Genomic DNA, 16,135 nt, shown 5'->3' with positions numbered 1-16,135 from the left:
TAAAATGAGTATCTACAAAGGAGGTGTAGGCATATTAACAACATTAGTCCATTAATTTTAGCTATAATTGTATTAATTGCTGTAGCAATTGGTCTTTTTATTGGATATTTTATACGAAAATTTATAGCAGAATCCAAAATAAAAAGTGCAGAAGAATTATCACATACTATTTTGGAAAATGCCAAAAAAGATGGTGAAAATAAAAAGAGAGAGTTGCTGCTGGAAGCAAAGGAAGAAATTCACAAACAGAGAACAGAGCTAGAAAAGGAAGTAAGAGATCGCAGAGGAGAACTGCAAAGATTAGAAAGGCGTTTAATACAAAGGGAAGAATCTCTTGATAGGAGAGCAGAAACGTTAGAGCAAAAAGATGCTTTGATTGAAAGAAAGCAAAAGGAAATTAATGATTTAGAAGAAGAAATAAAGTCGATGCATCAAAAGGAAGTTGAAGAATTAGAAAGAATATCAGAATTAACGAGAGATGAAGCACGAAACATTTTGTTAAACGATGTTAAAAATGAAATATCCCATGAAGCTGCTTTAATGATAAAGGATATAGAAGCAAAAGCTAAGGAAGAAGCGGAGAGACGTGCAAGAGAAATAATAGCTACATCTATTCAGAGATGTGCAGCTGACCATGCGGCTGAAACTACCGTTTCTGTTGTCGCATTACCAAATGATGAAATGAAGGGTAGGATTATAGGACGTGAAGGCAGAAATATTAGAACCCTTGAAACACTTACCGGTATTGATTTAATTATTGACGATACACCGGAAGCTGTCGTAATCTCAGGGTTTGACCCGATAAGAAGAGAAGTTGCAAGAATAGCTTTAGAAAAATTAATAGAAGACGGAAGGATACATCCAGCAAGAATTGAAGAGATGGTAGAAAAGGCTAAAAAAGAAGTCGATAATGTAATTGTAAAGGCTGGCGAAGAAGCGACATTTGAGACAGGTGTGCATGGTTTGCATCCTGAGATAATTAAATTGCTTGGTAGACTTAAGTTTAGAACAAGTTATGGTCAAAATGTATTAAAACATTCTATAGAAGTAGCACATTTAGCTGGACTTATGGCATATGAACTTGGTGCAGATGCTAATATAGCAAAAAGGGCTGGTTTACTGCATGACCTTGGTAAAGCTGTCGACCATGAGGTAGAAGGACCCCATGTTATGATAGGTGCAGAGTTAGCAAAGAGATATCACGAATCTAATGATGTTATACATGCTATAATGGCACATCATAATGATGTTGAACCACAGACCGTTGAGGCAGTATTGGTGCAATCTGCAGATGCAATATCTGCGGCAAGACCTGGTGCAAGGCGTGAAACACTTGAATCATATTTAAAGCGTCTTGATAAATTAGAAGAAATTGCAAATTCCTTTGATGGAGTCGAAAAATCATATGCGATACAGGCCGGGCGTGAAATCAGAATAATGGTAAAGCCAGAAGTTGTTAATGATGAATCGACGGTTTTATTAGCCCGTGATATTAAAAAGAAAATTGAAGAAGAGTTAGAATACCCTGGACAAATAAAAGTTATAGTTGTTAGAGAAACTGTTGCTGTTGACTATGCAAAATGAATATGAAAAAAAAGCGTGCAAATGCACGCTTTTAGATTTATAAATAAATTATAATTATTGTAATATAATAATACTAATATATTAAATGTGGAGGTATATATGAACACCCTTATTATAGGTGATATAGTAGGAAGAACTGGAAGGAATATTTTAAAAGATAAACTGAAAGGTATAATAGCAGAAAATGAAATAAATCTCGTTATTGCTAATGCAGAAAATGCTGCAGGTGGCAATGGAATAACGCGAAAAGTTGCAGATGAATTGTTCGAAATCGGTATATCAGCATTAACAATGGGAAATCATGTATGGGATCAAAAGGATATTTTTAATTTTATTGACGATGAGAAAAGAATTATAAGGCCTGCTAATTACTTACCAAATACCCCTGGAAGAGGATCATCTCTTTTGAATATAAATGATATGAAAGTCGGAATCATAAATTTGCAAGGAACAGTTTTTATGCCATGCAATAGAAACCCATTTTTAATTGCAGAACAAGAAGTTAATGCTTTAAGAGAATCTACAAATATTATAATTATAGATTTTCATGCCGAAGCAACATCAGAAAAAATTGCAATGGGGCATTTTCTCAATGGCAGGGTATCATGTGTTTATGGAACACATACACATGTACAAACCGCAGATGAGAAAATACTATCTGAAGGTACAGCATTTATAACCGATGTTGGAATGACAGGTCCATATGATTCAATACTTGGTATGGATAAAGAAAGAATAATTCAAAAATTTACATCTTCTATACCTGTAAAATTTGATTTGGCTAAAGGTCCAGCACAGATAAATGGGATTGTTGTTAAAATCGATGAAGTTAGTGGAAAATGTACTGATATTTATAGAATTAACAAAAATTATACATAGTTTTAAAAAAGAAGGATTTTTAATATTTTTGTAGAATATACATAATGTATTCGATATATTAAAAGGGGGATAAATGATGGAGGTTTTAAAGGTCTCAGCAAAGTCTAATCCAAATTCAGTAGCAGGTGCACTGGCGGGAGTTTTACGAGAACGTGGTGGGGCTGAAGTACAGGCAATAGGAGCGGGTGCATTAAATCAGGCAATAAAAGCAGTAGCAATTGCGAGAGGATTTGTTGCACCAGGGGGTATTGATTTGATTTGTATACCGGCTTTTACGGACATTGAAATCGATGGCGAAGAAAGGACAGCTATAAAGTTAATTGTAGAACCAAGATAAACAACCTGCTTTGCAGGTTGTTTTTAAGTATATATGATTGGAGTGAATTATATGTTTGCGGATTTACATATACATTCAACGGAATCTGATGGCTCAAATAAACCCAAAGATGTTGTAAAACTTTCAAAAAGAAATGGACTTTGTGCTATCGCATTTACAGACCATGACACAGTAAGTGGAATTGATGAAGCTAAATCAGCTTCAATAATGTATGATATCGAACTTATTCCAGGTATTGAAATTAATTCTTTTGATGGACATCAAGACGTTCATATACTTGGATATTTCATAGATTACAAAAATGAAAATTTCTTAAATGAGCTAAAAAGTATAAGTGATTCTCGTATTTTAAGAGCTAAAAAAATAATTAATAAGCTGAATGAACTAAGAATTAATATATCATATAATGATGTATTATCATTTACTAATGAAAGATTTATAGGCCGTCCACATATTGCAAGAGCACTTGTGAAAGGTGGTTATGTTGGAAGCGTAAAGGAAGCTTTCGATAGATATATAGGTGATGCTTGCCCTGCATATGTTGAAAGATATAGATTGCATCCCTTTAAATCTATAAAATTGATTTTAGAGTCTGGCGGAATTCCGGTTTTAGCACATCCAGGACTCTTAAAAGACAATAATATTATCGATTCATTAATTAAAAACGGATTAAAGGGAATAGAAGTATTTCATTCTAAACATAGCGAGTCAGATACGTTGTTTTATAAAAATTATGCCGAAAAAAATAACCTTTTAATTACAGGTGGATCTGATTTTCACGGCATTGAACTTGATGGAAAAAATTTATTAGGAACAATTAAGCTTGATTATAGTTATGTTGAAAAATTAAAAGAAGCTAATCGAAAATATAGAAATAATATTAAAAATAAGTTAAAATAATAAATATAATATCAGGAGGTGGACAAATGAATTTATCGGAAAAAGCATCAAAAATAGCTCCATCTATGACATTAGAGATAACTGCAAAAGCAAATCAAATGAAATCAAGAGGAATTGATGTTATAGGTTTTGGGGCTGGCGAACCAGATTTTCAAACACCTGATTATATAAAAAAAGCAGCTATTGAAGCTATAGATAAGGGCTTTACAAAATATACTCCCGCATCAGGTATATTTGAATTAAAAGAAGCTATATCGGAAAAATTAAAAAAAGATAATAATTTATTATATGATCCATCACAGATAGTTATATCTAATGGCGCAAAGCATTCGATATATAATGCATTATGTGCAATTCTAAACCCTGGAGATGAGGTAATAATACCATCTCCATATTGGCTTAGTTATCCAGAGATGGTTAGATTAGCTGATGGTATTCCCGTTTTTATTGATACAGATGCTTCTAATGATTTTAAAATAACAGAAGAACAATTAGAAATGGCAATTAATAATAAAACAAAAGCTATTATAATCAATAGCCCTAATAATCCTACAGGGACAGTATATAGCGAAATGGAACTTAAAAATATCGCAAATATTGCTATAAAGCACAACATATTTGTAATATCTGATGAAATATATGAAAAGCTCATATATGAAGGAAAACATGTTAGCATAGCTTCTTTTAATGATGACATAAAAAAATTGACAATTGTTATTAATGGTATGTCCAAGGCTTATGCTATGACAGGATGGAGAATCGGTTATTCAGCATCAGATCGAAATATAGCAAAATTAATAGGTAATATACAAAGTCATACAACTTCAAATCCTAATTCGATTGCGCAGTATGCAAGCATCAAAGCTTTGAGATCTGACAATGACATAATAAATAGTATGGTTAAAGAATTTGATAGAAGACGAAATTTTATGGTCGAAAGAATAAACAAAATTAAGGGATTAAAATGCAACAAACCGCAAGGTGCATTTTATGTTATGGTTAATATAAGCAATTATATAGGCGTAAATATTGACGGCATAATAATTAATGGTTCAATTGATTTTGCTAATTTTCTTTTAGAGAAAGCAAATGTCGCGGTCATTCCATGCTTACCCTTTGGAGTAGATAATTACATCAGATTATCTTATGCTACATCAATTGAAAATATTGAAAAGGGACTTAGTAGAATCGATGATGTTTTAAATAATATATAAAAACAATGGAGGTAAAAAATGTCTAATTTATATGAAAATCCTTTAATAACACGTTATGCAAGTAAAGAAATGGCTGAAATATTTTCAGATGATGAAAAATTTAAAACATGGAGAAAACTATGGATTGCACTTGCCAAAAGTGAAAAAGAATTGGGCTTAAATATTACTGATGAACAAATTAAAGAAATGGAAAACCACATTGATGACATAAATTACGAAGATGCTAAAAAATTTGAGAAAGAATTGCGTCACGATGTCATGGCACATATAAGAGCATACGGCATTCAATGCCCAAAAGCAAAACCCATTATCCATCTTGGTGCAACATCAGCATTTGTAGATGATAACACAGATATCATTTTAATGGATAGAGCATTTAAATTAATAAAAAATAAATTACTAAAAGTTATTGATGTGCTTTCTGATTTCGCATTAAAATATAAAGACATTCCAACATTGGGATTTACTCATTTTCAACCTGCCCAATTGACTACAATTGGGAAAAGAGCGTGTCTGTGGATTCAAGATTTGATACTAGATTATGAAGATTTAAACTATAGGCTTAAAAATATGGCACTAAGAGGTGTTAAGGGTACTACAGGTACACAAGCAAGTTTCATGAAACTTTTTAATGGTGATGAAGGAAAAGTCAAAGCACTTGATAAACTTGTTGCGAAAAAAATGGGTTTTAATAAAGTGTTTGATGTTACTGGTCAAACATATACAAGAAAATATGATTTTATGCTACTTACTGTATTAAGCGGTATAGCACAAAGTGCCCATAAATTTAGCAATGATATAAGACTATTACAACATTTAAAAGAAATAGAAGAACCCTTTGAAGAAAAACAAGTGGGTTCGTCAGCAATGGCATATAAGCGCAACCCGATGAGATGTGAAAGGATGGCCTCATTATGCAGATATATAATAACAACTTTGTTAAATACATCTATCACATCATCTGTACAATGGTTTGAAAGAACACTTGATGATTCGGCAAATAGAAGAATAGTTATTCCAGAGATGTTTCTTACTACAGATGCAGTACTTAATCTATATTTAAATGTTGCATCTGGGCTTAAAGTAAACGAAAAAATAATTGAAAAACATGTTATGAATGAACTGCCTTTTATGGCAACAGAAACAATTTTAATGGAATGTGTAATGAAAGGCGGAGACAGACAAGAAATACATGAGGTTATAAGGATTAATTCACTAAAGGCACAAGAAGCCATAAAAGATGGGGAAGAAAATATGCTCTTAGATTACCTTAAAAATGATAAGAGAATTAATCTAACTGAAAGGGAGATTGATAACTTATTAGATCCCAAAAAATTTATAGGTAGAGCAGAAAATCAAACTTTAGAATATATAAATAATGTAGTAAAGCCAATTTTGAAACAGAATGTTATAGAAGATGTAAATTCCGTTATAGAAGTATAAATATATTTATGCTATAATCTTACGTGTATAGGAGGCTCGAATGATAAATGAATGAAATCAGAATAAATGAAATGAAAAACTTTGTAGGAAAAGAAATTGTAATAAATGGATGGTTGTACAATAAAAGATCAAGTGGTAAAATAAAATTTTTGCAAATAAGAGATGGCTCAGGTTTCGTCCAAGGTGTTGTAGCCAAAAATGATGTTTCAGAAGATGTTTTTGACCTTTGCGAAAAGCTAACACAAGAGTCATCAATTTCTGTAACAGGTATTGTAAGAGAAGATAGAAGAGCACCATCAGGTTATGAACTTACAGTTTTAGATGTTAAATTAGTGCAGATGGCTTTTAATGATTATCCTATATCATTAAAAGAACATGGCGTTGATTTTCTCCTTGATAATAGACATTTATGGATTAGAACACCAAGACAACATGCATTACTTTCTATAAGGCATGAAGTTATAAAGGCGATTCAAGAGTTTTTAAATAATAATGGTTTTATAAGGGTGGATTCACCTATTATAACACCATCCACATGTGAAGGTACATCAGATCTTTTTGAAATAGACTATTTTGGCGAAAATGCATATTTATCACAGACTGGTCAATTATATCAAGAAGCGGCTGCCATGGCTTTTGGCAAAGTTTACAGCTTTGGGCCTACATTTAGGGCAGAGAAATCCAAGACAAGAAGACATTTAAACGAATTTTGGATGGTTGAGCCTGAAATGGCGTATACAGATCATTATAAAAATATGGAAATACAGGAGCAGCTTGTTGAATACATTGTCCAATCAGTCTTAAATAATAAATCCTATGAATTAAAAGAACTTGGAAGGGATATTAGTAAACTTGAGAATATAAAAGCACCATTTCCAAAGATTACATATGATGAAGCTATTAAAATACTAAAAGAAAATGGATATTCAATTGAATGGGGAAATGATTTAGGTTCACCAAACGAGACATTTTTGTCAAATAAATTTGAAAAACCAGTATTTGTGATGGAATATCCAGCAAAATGCAAGGCATTTTATATGCAACCAAGGGAAGATAGACCAGAAGTAGTGATGTGTGCTGATCTACTAGCACCTGAAGGATATGGTGAAATTATTGGCGGCAGTCAGCGTATACATGATTATGACTTACTTATTAAAAGAATAAAAGAAGAAAATCTTCCTGAAGATATATATGACTGGTACATAGATTTGAGAAAATATGGATCTGTACCACATTCCGGTTTTGGACTTGGAATCGAAAGAACTGTTGCATGGATAACTAATATAGAACATGTAAGAGAATGTATCCCATTCCCAAGAACATTATCAAGGATTCGTCCATAATCAATTAATAAGAACATTTCACATCCCAATATCATAAAATAATATAAACATAAAATTGGGATGTGATTCATATGGGAATGTGGCCTATTCATCTTGATAATTTCAAACTTGAAAAAAAGCCAAAATATGATTTAAATGATATTGATCATGATAAAAATCTCGAAAAAGAAGCATTAAAGGAACTTGACTCTTTAATTGGTTTAAATAAAGTAAAACAAATTATAAATGAACTATATGCATTAGAACAATTGCAAAAAAGAAGAGAAAAAGAAGGATTATCTACGGATCCAATAGTCTTACATATGGTATTTAAAGGCAATCCCGGTACAGGTAAGACGACTGTTGCACGTATTCTTGGTAAACTATTGAAAGGTATTGGAGTCCTAGAGAAAGGCCATGTAATTGAAGTCGAAAGAGCTGACCTTGTTGGAGAATATATAGGCCATACTGCACATAGAGTTCAAGAAAGTGTGAAAAAATCATTAGGCGGAATTTTATTTGTTGATGAAGCATATTCACTTGCCAGAGGTGGGGAAAAAGATTTTGGTAAAGAAGCCATAGATACACTTGTTAAAGCCATGGAAGACTATAAAGATAAGTTTATATTGATCCTTGCAGGGTATAGAGATGAAATGGAATACTTTTTAAGTACAAACCCAGGATTAAGGTCGAGATTTCCTATCAAAATTGATTTTCCTGATTATACAATCGATGAACTATTATTAATAGCTGAATTGATGGTAAAAAATAGACAATATATACTTACTGATAATGCAAAAAGAAAAATTATGAAGTCATTGATATACGATAGTACAACAAGAGAAATGGGCAATGCCAGACTTGTAAGAAATATTATTGAAAGAGCAATAAGAAAACATGCAGTTAGAATAATGAATAAAAGGACAATTACTAAGAACGATTTAATGATTATCGATGCAATTGATATTAGAGAGGATTGAAAAAATGGTAAATGAGAATAAATTAAAAGCCTGCTTCAACATCTCAAAAGATGTTATTTTTTTGTTAGAAAAAGCAGAAGATGATGTTAAAATAGAATTTAAAAAAGTAGATACTATTGTCGAAAACAATCAATACAAAATATTATATAGTATGCAGAAAAATAAATTAAGTGATATTCATTTCAATGGTACAACTGGATATGGATATGGTGATATTGGAAGAGACATAATTGAAAAAATATATGCTGATGTTTTTAATGCTGAAGACGCCTTAGTAAGGCCTCAGATAGTTTCAGGAACCCATGCCATATCATTATGCCTATATTCTAATTTAAGGCCAAATGATGAGCTTATATCTGCTTGTGGCAAACCTTATGATACACTTGATGAGATAATAGGAAAGGGAAATGATAATAACGGTTCTTTAAAGGACTATTGTATATCATATAAAGAAATTCCACTTTTATCTAGCGGAAAAATTGACATAGACTTACTTCTTAATAATATAAGTGATAAGACGAAAATGGTTATGATACAAAGGTCAAAAGGATATGATTTCAGGGAATCTCTGTCAATACAAGATATTAAAGATACGATATCAAAAATTAAAAATAAAAAAGCAGATGTTATAGTGTTTGTTGACAATTGTTATGGAGAATTTACTGAAGAATATGAACCTATTGAAGCTGGAGCGGATATAATTGCTGGTTCACTTATAAAAAATGCCGGTGGGGGAATATCTCCGACAGGCGGTTATGTTGCAGGTAAAAAAGAGCTTGTTGAAAAAGCAGGATATAGATTGTACGCACCGGGAATCGGCAAGAAGGTTGGACCTTCATTAAATATAAATCGTTTGATTTTACAAGGTTTATTTTTGTCACCTTTAATTGTAGGCAATGCTCTAAAAGGTGCTATACTTTTATCGAGAGTTATGGAAATACTGGGTTATGATGTTCTTCCAAAATATAATGATAAACGTAGTGATATTGTTCAGGCAGTGAGATTTAATACAAAAGATGAATTAATTACATTTATACAAAGTATTCAAAAAGGGTCGCCAGTTGATTCACATGTAATACCAGAACCTTGGGATATGCCAGGATATGAAGATCAGGTTATTATGGCCGCTGGTGGTTTTATACAAGGGTCATCTATTGAATTAAGTGCAGATGCACCAATAAGAAAGCCATATACAGCTTATGTGCAAGGTGGATTATCGTATTATCAAGTAAAACTAAGTTTAATGATAGCAATTAGTAATATGGCAAATAAAGGTCTAATTAAGATATAAGTTAAGCTCAAATAAAAGTATATACTTTTATTTGAGCTTTCTTATTACACCCGTAACTTTTCCAAGTACTATAACATTATTTACAATAATTGGCTCCATAGTTGGGTTTTCAGGCTGCAAACGTATATGGTCAGTTTCTTTAAAAAATCTTTTAACAGTAGCTTCATCATCAATTAAGGCTACAACAATATCACCATTATCTGCGAAAGATTGTCTTCTTACTATAATATAATCACCATCTAATATTCCTGCATTTATCATACTTTCGCCACGCACTTTTAATATAAAACTTTCACATTCATATCCATTTACAAGGTCTCTCGGAATAGAATAGTATTCATCTATATTTTCTACAGCTAAAATTGGAGTTCCGGCTGTTACTTTCCCAATAACAGGAATCTTAATTACATCACTAAATTCTCGTATTCCATTGTTTAAAACTTCAATAGCTCTCGGTTTTGTTGGATCTCTTCTTATGTATCCCTTTTTCTCTAGTCTTGATAGATGTCCATGAACTGTTGAAGTTGATTTTAAACCAACAGCTTTACATATTTCTCTAACAGATGGTGGATAACCCTTTCTATTTATTTCCTCTTTAATAAAATCAATAATTTCCTGTTGTTTTAGACTTATTTTTGATTTATCGTCTTTCATATTATAATCCCTCCCAGTATAAAAACATTATAACATAATTTTATTAAAAATCAAACATTAGTTCTTTTTATCATGATTTATCTCTGAGAGAGGATTTTTATAAACAGCATCTCTTAATTGAGCATCATCAACATGCGTATATATTTGTGTTGTAGATACATTTGAATGACCTAAAAGCCTTTGGAGTGTTCTTATATCAACTTTGCCATATCTATACATTAATGTAGCTGCTGTATGCCTTAATTTGTGTGTAGAATATTTTTTTCCATCTAGATTAGCATCTCTTAAATATTTTTTTACTAAATATTGAATTGTTTTTATACTTATTCTCTGTAATCTTTTGCTTAAAAAGAGTGCTTTTTTATCTTTGACGCTATCATGTGGCCTTACTTTTAAATATTCATTAATAGCATTTATACACGCATCATTTAAATATACAGTTCTTTGCTTATTGCCTTTACCAATCACGGTTAATTTATCATCTTTTATATCATTTATATTTATATTTGCAAGCTCAGAGAGCCTTAAACCACAATTTAAAAATAAGGTAATAATAGCATAGTCTCGTTCTTTAAATGGGCCCTCAATCGAATCGAGTAATTTTTTGCTTTCATCTAGTGTCAAATAAACCGGTTGTCTAATTCCAAGCTTAGGTGATTCAAGTTCTTGTGCAGGGTTTTTTGATATAACTTTAGACTTTGTATAAAGATAATTATAAAACGACCTAAGGCTTGCTACTTTACGAGCGCGAGCAGGGGGTGTATTTGAACGCTCATTTGCTACAAAGGATAAATATGCATATAAGTCATTTAAACAGATTGATTCTATGAAGTTGGTATCAACGTCACTAATATCTATATTATCAAAATTAGCATCCTTTGCTAAATTTTTTCTAACTTTCATGAACTTTAAAAATAATGTTAGGTCATATGTATACGCCTTTATTGTATTAGGCGATCTTGCTTTGATAGTGGAGAAGTAATTAAGGAATTCTTCAAGTATAGGTGGTAATATTTCATTAGATATATTATTTTCATGATCCATTGATATTTCTCCTCTGTATTATAAAGTTCCAATTATACGAAATAGTTATTTCGTATAATTGGATTTACTAATTTTTATCAAATTTATAGTTGTGTTTTTTAATTTCATCTGTTGCAAGTTTGTCACATCTATTATTGTATTCATTATCTGCATGGCCTTTAACCTTTATCCACTTAACATCATGTAAAGATGTCAATTCTAAAAGTTTCATCCAAAGGTCCTTATTTTCTACAAGCGTCTTGTCAGATTTTATCCAATTTCTTTTCTGCCATTTGTCAATCCATTTTTGATTAAAAGCATTTACAAGATAACTACTATCACTATGTAAATTGACTTTACAAGGTTTTTTAAGCTGACTTAATGCTTTTATAGCTGCTGTTAACTCCATTCTGTTATTAGTTGTATTTTCCTCATAACCTGATATTTCTTTTTGAATATCCTTATAAATTAATATTGCACCCCAACCGCCAGGACCCGGATTCCCACTGCAAGCTCCGTCTGTATATATATCTACTTCCGTAACAATATCCATTTTACTTCCTTTTAACTTTCTCATATGATGCTATAATAGCTTCAATTACTGCACTTCTCATACCATACTTTTCGAGCATTCTAACACCTTGAATTGTCGTTCCACCTGGTGATGTAACCATATCTTTCAAATATCCTGGATGAAACCCTGTATTTAATACCATACTGCCTGAACCAGAAACTGCTTTTGAAGCAAGTTTATAAGAAATATCTCTGGGTAAACCTAATGAAACACCTGCATCTGCAAGTGCCTCTATAAATATGTAAACAAAAGCAGGACTGCAACTTGAAACGGACATTGCTGCGTCTATTAGATTTTCTTTTACTTCGATAATTTCTCCACATGATTTAAATATATTTTCGACTGTTTCTTTATCATTAACTGAAATATTATCCGGATATGATATAGCAGTAATTCCCTCACCAATTAAAGCTGGTGTATTTGGTATAGTGCGAATTATTTTTCCCTTTTTTAATATATCCCTGACTCTTTCAATCGTAATACCCGGTGCAATAATAATTATAATTTTATTATCTGTTACAGCGTCTTTTATTTCATTTAAGACCGAATCATATATATTTGGTTTTATAGCTAAAATTATAACATCACTATCGTTTGCAACATCAACATTATTTTCTTTAATAGTTACGTTTGTTTCATCCTTCAATTTTAAAAGTTTTTCAGATGATGGATCATAAACATTTATATATTGCGGATCAACTATTTTTGAATTTATTATGCCCTTTATCAATGCAGTTCCCATATTACCTGTTCCTATAAATCCTATTTTCATTTTTATAAACCCTCCTGATTTTAAAAAACAGTATTAGTTATCTAATACTGTTTTCTTTTTCCTTACTGTTGCTTTTCATCTTTTTCTGTTGTCGTAAATATTACAGGTTTTAAAGGAGTTATTGTAGAAACAGCATGTTTATAGATAAGTTGCTGCTGTTTATTATCTGTCTCTAAAACAACGGTAAAATTATCAAAACCTTTAACCATTCCTTTTAACTGAAAACCGTTAATCAAGTATACTGTTACTGCTATATGTTCCTTTCTAACCTGGTTTAAAAATATATCTTGTAAATTGATAGCTGCTTTTTGATTCATAGAGCCATCCCCCTTCTTATGTTGTAATATTATTTAATATTCTACTTAAATTTTAATTTTCCTGCTAAATAATCAATAATATTTTTCTTTAGTTCATCGAAATCAGAAAAATCGTCTATATAGAACCACTTTATAATTTTATAGCTTTTAAACCAGGTTATTTGTCTTTTTGCATACCTCCTTGTCCCTTTTTTTAAGTTTTCAATAGCTTCATCAAGAGTAATTTTACCATCTAAATACTCTACAAACTCTTTGTACCCCAAAGCTTGCATTGAAGTATCATACTTATTATACCCTATTTTTAGCAAGTTTACCACTTCATCTACTAAATTATTTTTTATCATTTCATCTACTCTATTATCAATTTTTTTATACAACTTGTTTCTATCTCTATAATTTAAACCTATCATTATTGGATTATATTTTGTGTTTAATCTCTTACTACTTTGTTCTTGATAATGTGAAATTGTTTTGCCTGTAAATTGATACACTTCAAGCGCCCTAATTACCCTTCTTATATCATTGGGGTGCAATTTTTTTGCAACTATTGGATCTATTTTTTTTAATTTATTAAACAAATATTCGTTGCCATAAACACTTGCTATGTTTTTTAATGCATTTCTAAATTCATGATTATTAACAAAATCTGAAAAATTCATTGTGTAAATTAATGAGTCTATGTATAAACCTGTTCCGCCAACTACAATAGGTATTTTGCCTCTATTGTATATATTATCAATAATTGGTTTTGTCATTTTTTCATACTCAGCAACACTAAATTCGACATTTGGATCAACTATATCTATCATATAATGAGGAATTCCTTGTTTTTCTTCTTCTTTAACTTTAGCGGTCCCGACATCCATTTTCTTATAGATCTGCATAGAGTCGGCAGAAATAATTTCACCATCGTAGTGTTTCGCAATTTCTACCGACAATCTTGTTTTTCCTGACGCAGTAGGTCCTACGATGATAAGTAATGGTATTGCCATTAAACCACCTCTACATTATTCGTTTAAACATTTTATCTATTTCACATTTTTTAATTGAAACAATAACAGGGCGACCATGCGGGCATGTATACGGATTTTTTGTTATATTTAAATCATTAAACAAAGAATTCATTTCTTCATTTGATAGTTTATCCATCGCCTTAACAGCCTTTTTACATGCCATCATAATAATATTTTCTTCTTTTAATCTAATATCGTTCACAAAGTCTTTATCTCGCAGTCTATCAATTATATCAATGAATAATTGCCTTGATTCTGGTTGCCCTAATATTATTGGTACTTCTCTTAATATTATAGAATTATTACCAAAATTCTCAAATTTATAACCTAATCTATTGAGTATATCCCTGTTATCATTTAGTATTTCTTCATCACCTGGTTCTATATTTATTAATATCGGCATTGTCGTCTGCTTTCCTTGTACTTTATTATAGTTCGACATAAATCTTTCATATAATATTCTTTCATGTGCTGCATGCTGGTCAATAACATATGCCATATCGTCCTTTTCAACTATTATATAAGTTGAAAATAGCACACCTACAATTTTGTAATCTAATTGTTTATTATCTGGTAATGTATTAAAATCTTTAATATAAGTAATTGTATTTGTTTCATAAACTTTTTCATTATTGATTTTTTCTGATGCAATATTATTTTGTGTAGCATTATCTTGCATTTTTACTGCATTTGATTTAAAAATATTTTGATCATTAGTAATAAAAATATTATTTCGATTTTGACCATTAGGTAATGTATTTATTTGAGTCTGTTCGATCTTTTCTTCTTTATCCATATTATCAAAAGTAAATTTTTTTTCATACTTAACATTAGGAATTAAATTAGTTTTACTTAAACCATCTTTTATAGTTTTATAAATCGCATCAAAGATATCCTTATCGTTTGAAAATTTGACTTCCATTTTTGAAGGATGTACATTAACATCTATTTGTCTTGAGTCAATATCAATATATGTAATAACAATAGGATACCTATTTATGGGTATTAATGTCTTATATGCTTCATCAATAGCAGCATTATAAACTTTGTTTTTCACAAAACGCCCATTAACAAATAATATTTGCATATTGCGATTTGATTTAGTATAAGATGGCTTACATAAAAATATATTCATTTTTAAATATTCACTATCATATTTTGATGATAACAAAGATGAATATAAATCTCTACCAAAAAGCCTTAATATAACATCCTCTATACTATTATTTCCTGTAGTAATGAATTCAAATTTCTTGTCCTTTATATATTTAAAAGATATTTCAGGCCGTGAAAGAGCTATTTTAGAGACTATATCAGTAATATACATTGCTTCTGTCGAAGGACGTTTTAAAAACTTTCTCCTTGCTGGAGTGTTGTAAAAAACATCTTTGACTTCTATCATACAACCCTTTTGGCATCCGCATCTTGTTTTACTAATAATCTTGCCACCTTCAATATTAATTTGTGTTCCATATAGCGAATTATCTTCTTTGGTTTTTAATAACACCTTTGAAACAGCCGAAATACTCGCCAATGCTTCACCACGGAATCCAAGTGTTTCAATATTATACAAATCATTTATTGTCTTAATTTTACTTGTAGCATGTCTTCCAAATGCTAAAACAGCATCAATTTCATTCATGCCGCAACCATCATCTGTAATTTTAATGTAAGGAATTCCACCTTCCATTATTTCTATTGTAATGTTTTTGCTACCAGCGTCAATTGAATTTTCTAAAAGCTCTTTTACGATTGACGATGGCCTTTCCACAACTTCACCAGCCGATATTTTATTTATTAAAGTATCATCAAGGAGTTGTATTTTATTCATC

16 protein-coding genes are annotated in these 16,135 nt (G+C 30.9%); 9 read left to right on the top strand and 7 right to left on the bottom strand.

Going from position 1 to position 16,135, the window contains the following annotated elements:
• The first annotated feature begins 33 nt into the window (after nucleotides 1-33).
• The 9 genes from rny (at nucleotide 34) to CPG45_RS15780 (ending at nucleotide 9,950) form a co-directional block, all read left to right on the top strand.
• Entirely contained in the window at nucleotides 34-1,584 is a 1,551-nt protein-coding gene (rny, locus tag CPG45_RS15820; RefSeq protein ID WP_096233114.1) for a ribonuclease Y, read from the top strand.
• A gap of 99 nt (nucleotides 1,585-1,683) precedes the next feature.
• The gene (locus CPG45_RS15815) at nucleotides 1,684-2,463 is read left to right on the top strand and encodes a TIGR00282 family metallophosphoesterase (RefSeq protein ID WP_096233112.1); all 780 of its coding nucleotides are present in this window, start codon (nucleotides 1,684-1,686) and stop codon (nucleotides 2,461-2,463) included.
• Nucleotides 2,464-2,539: 76 nt separating this feature from the next.
• Nucleotides 2,540-2,800, top strand: coding sequence for a stage V sporulation protein S (locus CPG45_RS15810; protein ID WP_013297863.1), 261 nt, complete (start codon nucleotides 2,540-2,542; stop codon nucleotides 2,798-2,800).
• A gap of 51 nt (nucleotides 2,801-2,851) precedes the next feature.
• Complete coding sequence (locus CPG45_RS15805; RefSeq protein WP_096233110.1) at nucleotides 2,852-3,700, top strand: PHP domain-containing protein; 849 nt, start codon at nucleotides 2,852-2,854, stop codon at nucleotides 3,698-3,700.
• A gap of 26 nt (nucleotides 3,701-3,726) precedes the next feature.
• Nucleotides 3,727-4,914, top strand: a complete 1,188-nt coding sequence (locus CPG45_RS15800; protein WP_096233108.1) for a pyridoxal phosphate-dependent aminotransferase — start codon at nucleotides 3,727-3,729, stop codon at nucleotides 4,912-4,914.
• 18 nt (nucleotides 4,915-4,932) lie between these two features.
• A complete protein-coding gene (gene purB, locus CPG45_RS15795; RefSeq protein ID WP_096233106.1) occupies nucleotides 4,933-6,357 on the top strand; it encodes an adenylosuccinate lyase in 1,425 nt (474 codons plus the stop codon).
• A gap of 47 nt (nucleotides 6,358-6,404) precedes the next feature.
• Complete coding sequence (gene asnS / locus CPG45_RS15790; protein WP_096233104.1) at nucleotides 6,405-7,700, top strand: asparagine--tRNA ligase; 1,296 nt, start codon at nucleotides 6,405-6,407, stop codon at nucleotides 7,698-7,700.
• Between the two features lie 71 nt (nucleotides 7,701-7,771).
• A complete protein-coding gene (spoVK, locus tag CPG45_RS15785) occupies nucleotides 7,772-8,659 on the top strand; it encodes a stage V sporulation protein K (protein WP_096233103.1) in 888 nt (295 codons plus the stop codon).
• A 4-nt stretch (nucleotides 8,660-8,663) separates the two neighbouring features.
• Nucleotides 8,664-9,950, top strand: a complete 1,287-nt coding sequence (locus CPG45_RS15780) for a methionine gamma-lyase family protein (protein WP_096233101.1) — start codon at nucleotides 8,664-8,666, stop codon at nucleotides 9,948-9,950.
• Nucleotides 9,951-9,977: 27 nt separating this feature from the next.
• Here the strand turns inward: CPG45_RS15780 and lexA are convergent, their stop codons facing one another.
• The 7 genes from lexA to mutL all read right to left on the bottom strand — a co-directional run bounded on the left by lexA (nucleotide 9,978) and on the right by mutL (nucleotide 16,134).
• Nucleotides 9,978-10,604: a transcriptional repressor LexA gene (lexA, locus tag CPG45_RS15775; RefSeq protein WP_096233099.1), complete on the bottom strand. Its 627-nt coding sequence runs from the start codon at nucleotides 10,602-10,604 to the stop codon at nucleotides 9,978-9,980.
• Nucleotides 10,605-10,661: 57 nt separating this feature from the next.
• Nucleotides 10,662-11,648 (bottom strand): tyrosine recombinase XerC, encoded by a 987-nt coding sequence (locus CPG45_RS15770; RefSeq protein WP_096233097.1) that lies wholly within the window; start codon nucleotides 11,646-11,648, stop codon nucleotides 10,662-10,664.
• 67 nt (nucleotides 11,649-11,715) lie between these two features.
• A complete protein-coding gene (gene rnhA, locus CPG45_RS15765; RefSeq protein ID WP_096233095.1) occupies nucleotides 11,716-12,180 on the bottom strand; it encodes a ribonuclease HI in 465 nt (154 codons plus the stop codon).
• A 1-nt stretch (nucleotide 12,181) separates the two neighbouring features.
• Nucleotides 12,182-12,973, bottom strand: coding sequence for a pyrroline-5-carboxylate reductase (gene proC / locus CPG45_RS15760; protein ID WP_096233093.1), 792 nt, complete (start codon nucleotides 12,971-12,973; stop codon nucleotides 12,182-12,184).
• Nucleotides 12,974-13,035: 62 nt separating this feature from the next.
• Nucleotides 13,036-13,290 (bottom strand): RNA chaperone Hfq, encoded by a 255-nt coding sequence (gene hfq, locus CPG45_RS15755; protein WP_015311590.1) that lies wholly within the window; start codon nucleotides 13,288-13,290, stop codon nucleotides 13,036-13,038.
• Between the two features lie 41 nt (nucleotides 13,291-13,331).
• On the bottom strand, nucleotides 13,332-14,282 hold the full coding sequence (gene miaA, locus CPG45_RS15750; protein ID WP_096233091.1) for a tRNA (adenosine(37)-N6)-dimethylallyltransferase MiaA: 951 nt from the start codon (nucleotides 14,280-14,282) through the stop codon (nucleotides 13,332-13,334).
• 10 nt (nucleotides 14,283-14,292) lie between these two features.
• Nucleotides 14,293-16,134, bottom strand: coding sequence for a DNA mismatch repair endonuclease MutL (gene mutL / locus CPG45_RS15745; RefSeq protein WP_096233089.1), 1,842 nt, complete (start codon nucleotides 16,132-16,134; stop codon nucleotides 14,293-14,295).
• Nucleotide 16,135: the final 1 nt, after the last annotated feature.

The organism is Thermoanaerobacterium sp. RBIITD, from assembly GCF_900205865.1.
GTDB lineage: Bacteria > Bacillota > Thermoanaerobacteria > Thermoanaerobacterales > Thermoanaerobacteraceae > Thermoanaerobacterium.
This window is presented reverse-complemented; position numbering and strand designations above follow the sequence as displayed.

Bases quoted from the DNA above. Each gene is read 5' to 3' on its own strand.
- CPG45_RS15815 (WP_096233112.1), top strand. From the start codon at position 1,684: ATGAACACCCTTATTATAGGTGATATAGTAGGAAGAACTGGAAGGAAT.
- CPG45_RS15810 (WP_013297863.1), top strand. From the start codon at position 2,540: ATGGAGGTTTTAAAGGTCTCAGCAAAGTCTAATCCAAATTCAGTAGCA.
- CPG45_RS15805 (WP_096233110.1), top strand. From the start codon at position 2,852: ATGTTTGCGGATTTACATATACATTCAACGGAATCTGATGGCTCAAAT.
- CPG45_RS15800 (WP_096233108.1), top strand. From the start codon at position 3,727: ATGAATTTATCGGAAAAAGCATCAAAAATAGCTCCATCTATGACATTA.
- purB (WP_096233106.1), top strand. From the start codon at position 4,933: ATGTCTAATTTATATGAAAATCCTTTAATAACACGTTATGCAAGTAAA.
- asnS (WP_096233104.1), top strand. From the start codon at position 6,405: ATGAATGAAATCAGAATAAATGAAATGAAAAACTTTGTAGGAAAAGAA.
- spoVK (WP_096233103.1), top strand. From the start codon at position 7,772: ATGGGAATGTGGCCTATTCATCTTGATAATTTCAAACTTGAAAAAAAG.
- CPG45_RS15780 (WP_096233101.1), top strand. From the start codon at position 8,664: ATGGTAAATGAGAATAAATTAAAAGCCTGCTTCAACATCTCAAAAGAT.
- lexA (WP_096233099.1), bottom strand. From the start codon at position 10,604: ATGAAAGACGATAAATCAAAAATAAGTCTAAAACAACAGGAAATTATT.
- CPG45_RS15770 (WP_096233097.1), bottom strand. From the start codon at position 11,648: ATGGATCATGAAAATAATATATCTAATGAAATATTACCACCTATACTT.
- rnhA (WP_096233095.1), bottom strand. From the start codon at position 12,180: ATGGATATTGTTACGGAAGTAGATATATATACAGACGGAGCTTGCAGT.
- proC (WP_096233093.1), bottom strand. From the start codon at position 12,973: ATGAAAATAGGATTTATAGGAACAGGTAATATGGGAACTGCATTGATA.
- hfq (WP_015311590.1), bottom strand. From the start codon at position 13,290: ATGAATCAAAAAGCAGCTATCAATTTACAAGATATATTTTTAAACCAG.
- miaA (WP_096233091.1), bottom strand. From the start codon at position 14,282: ATGGCAATACCATTACTTATCATCGTAGGACCTACTGCGTCAGGAAAA.
- mutL (WP_096233089.1), bottom strand. From the start codon at position 16,134: ATGAATAAAATACAACTCCTTGATGATACTTTAATAAATAAAATATCG.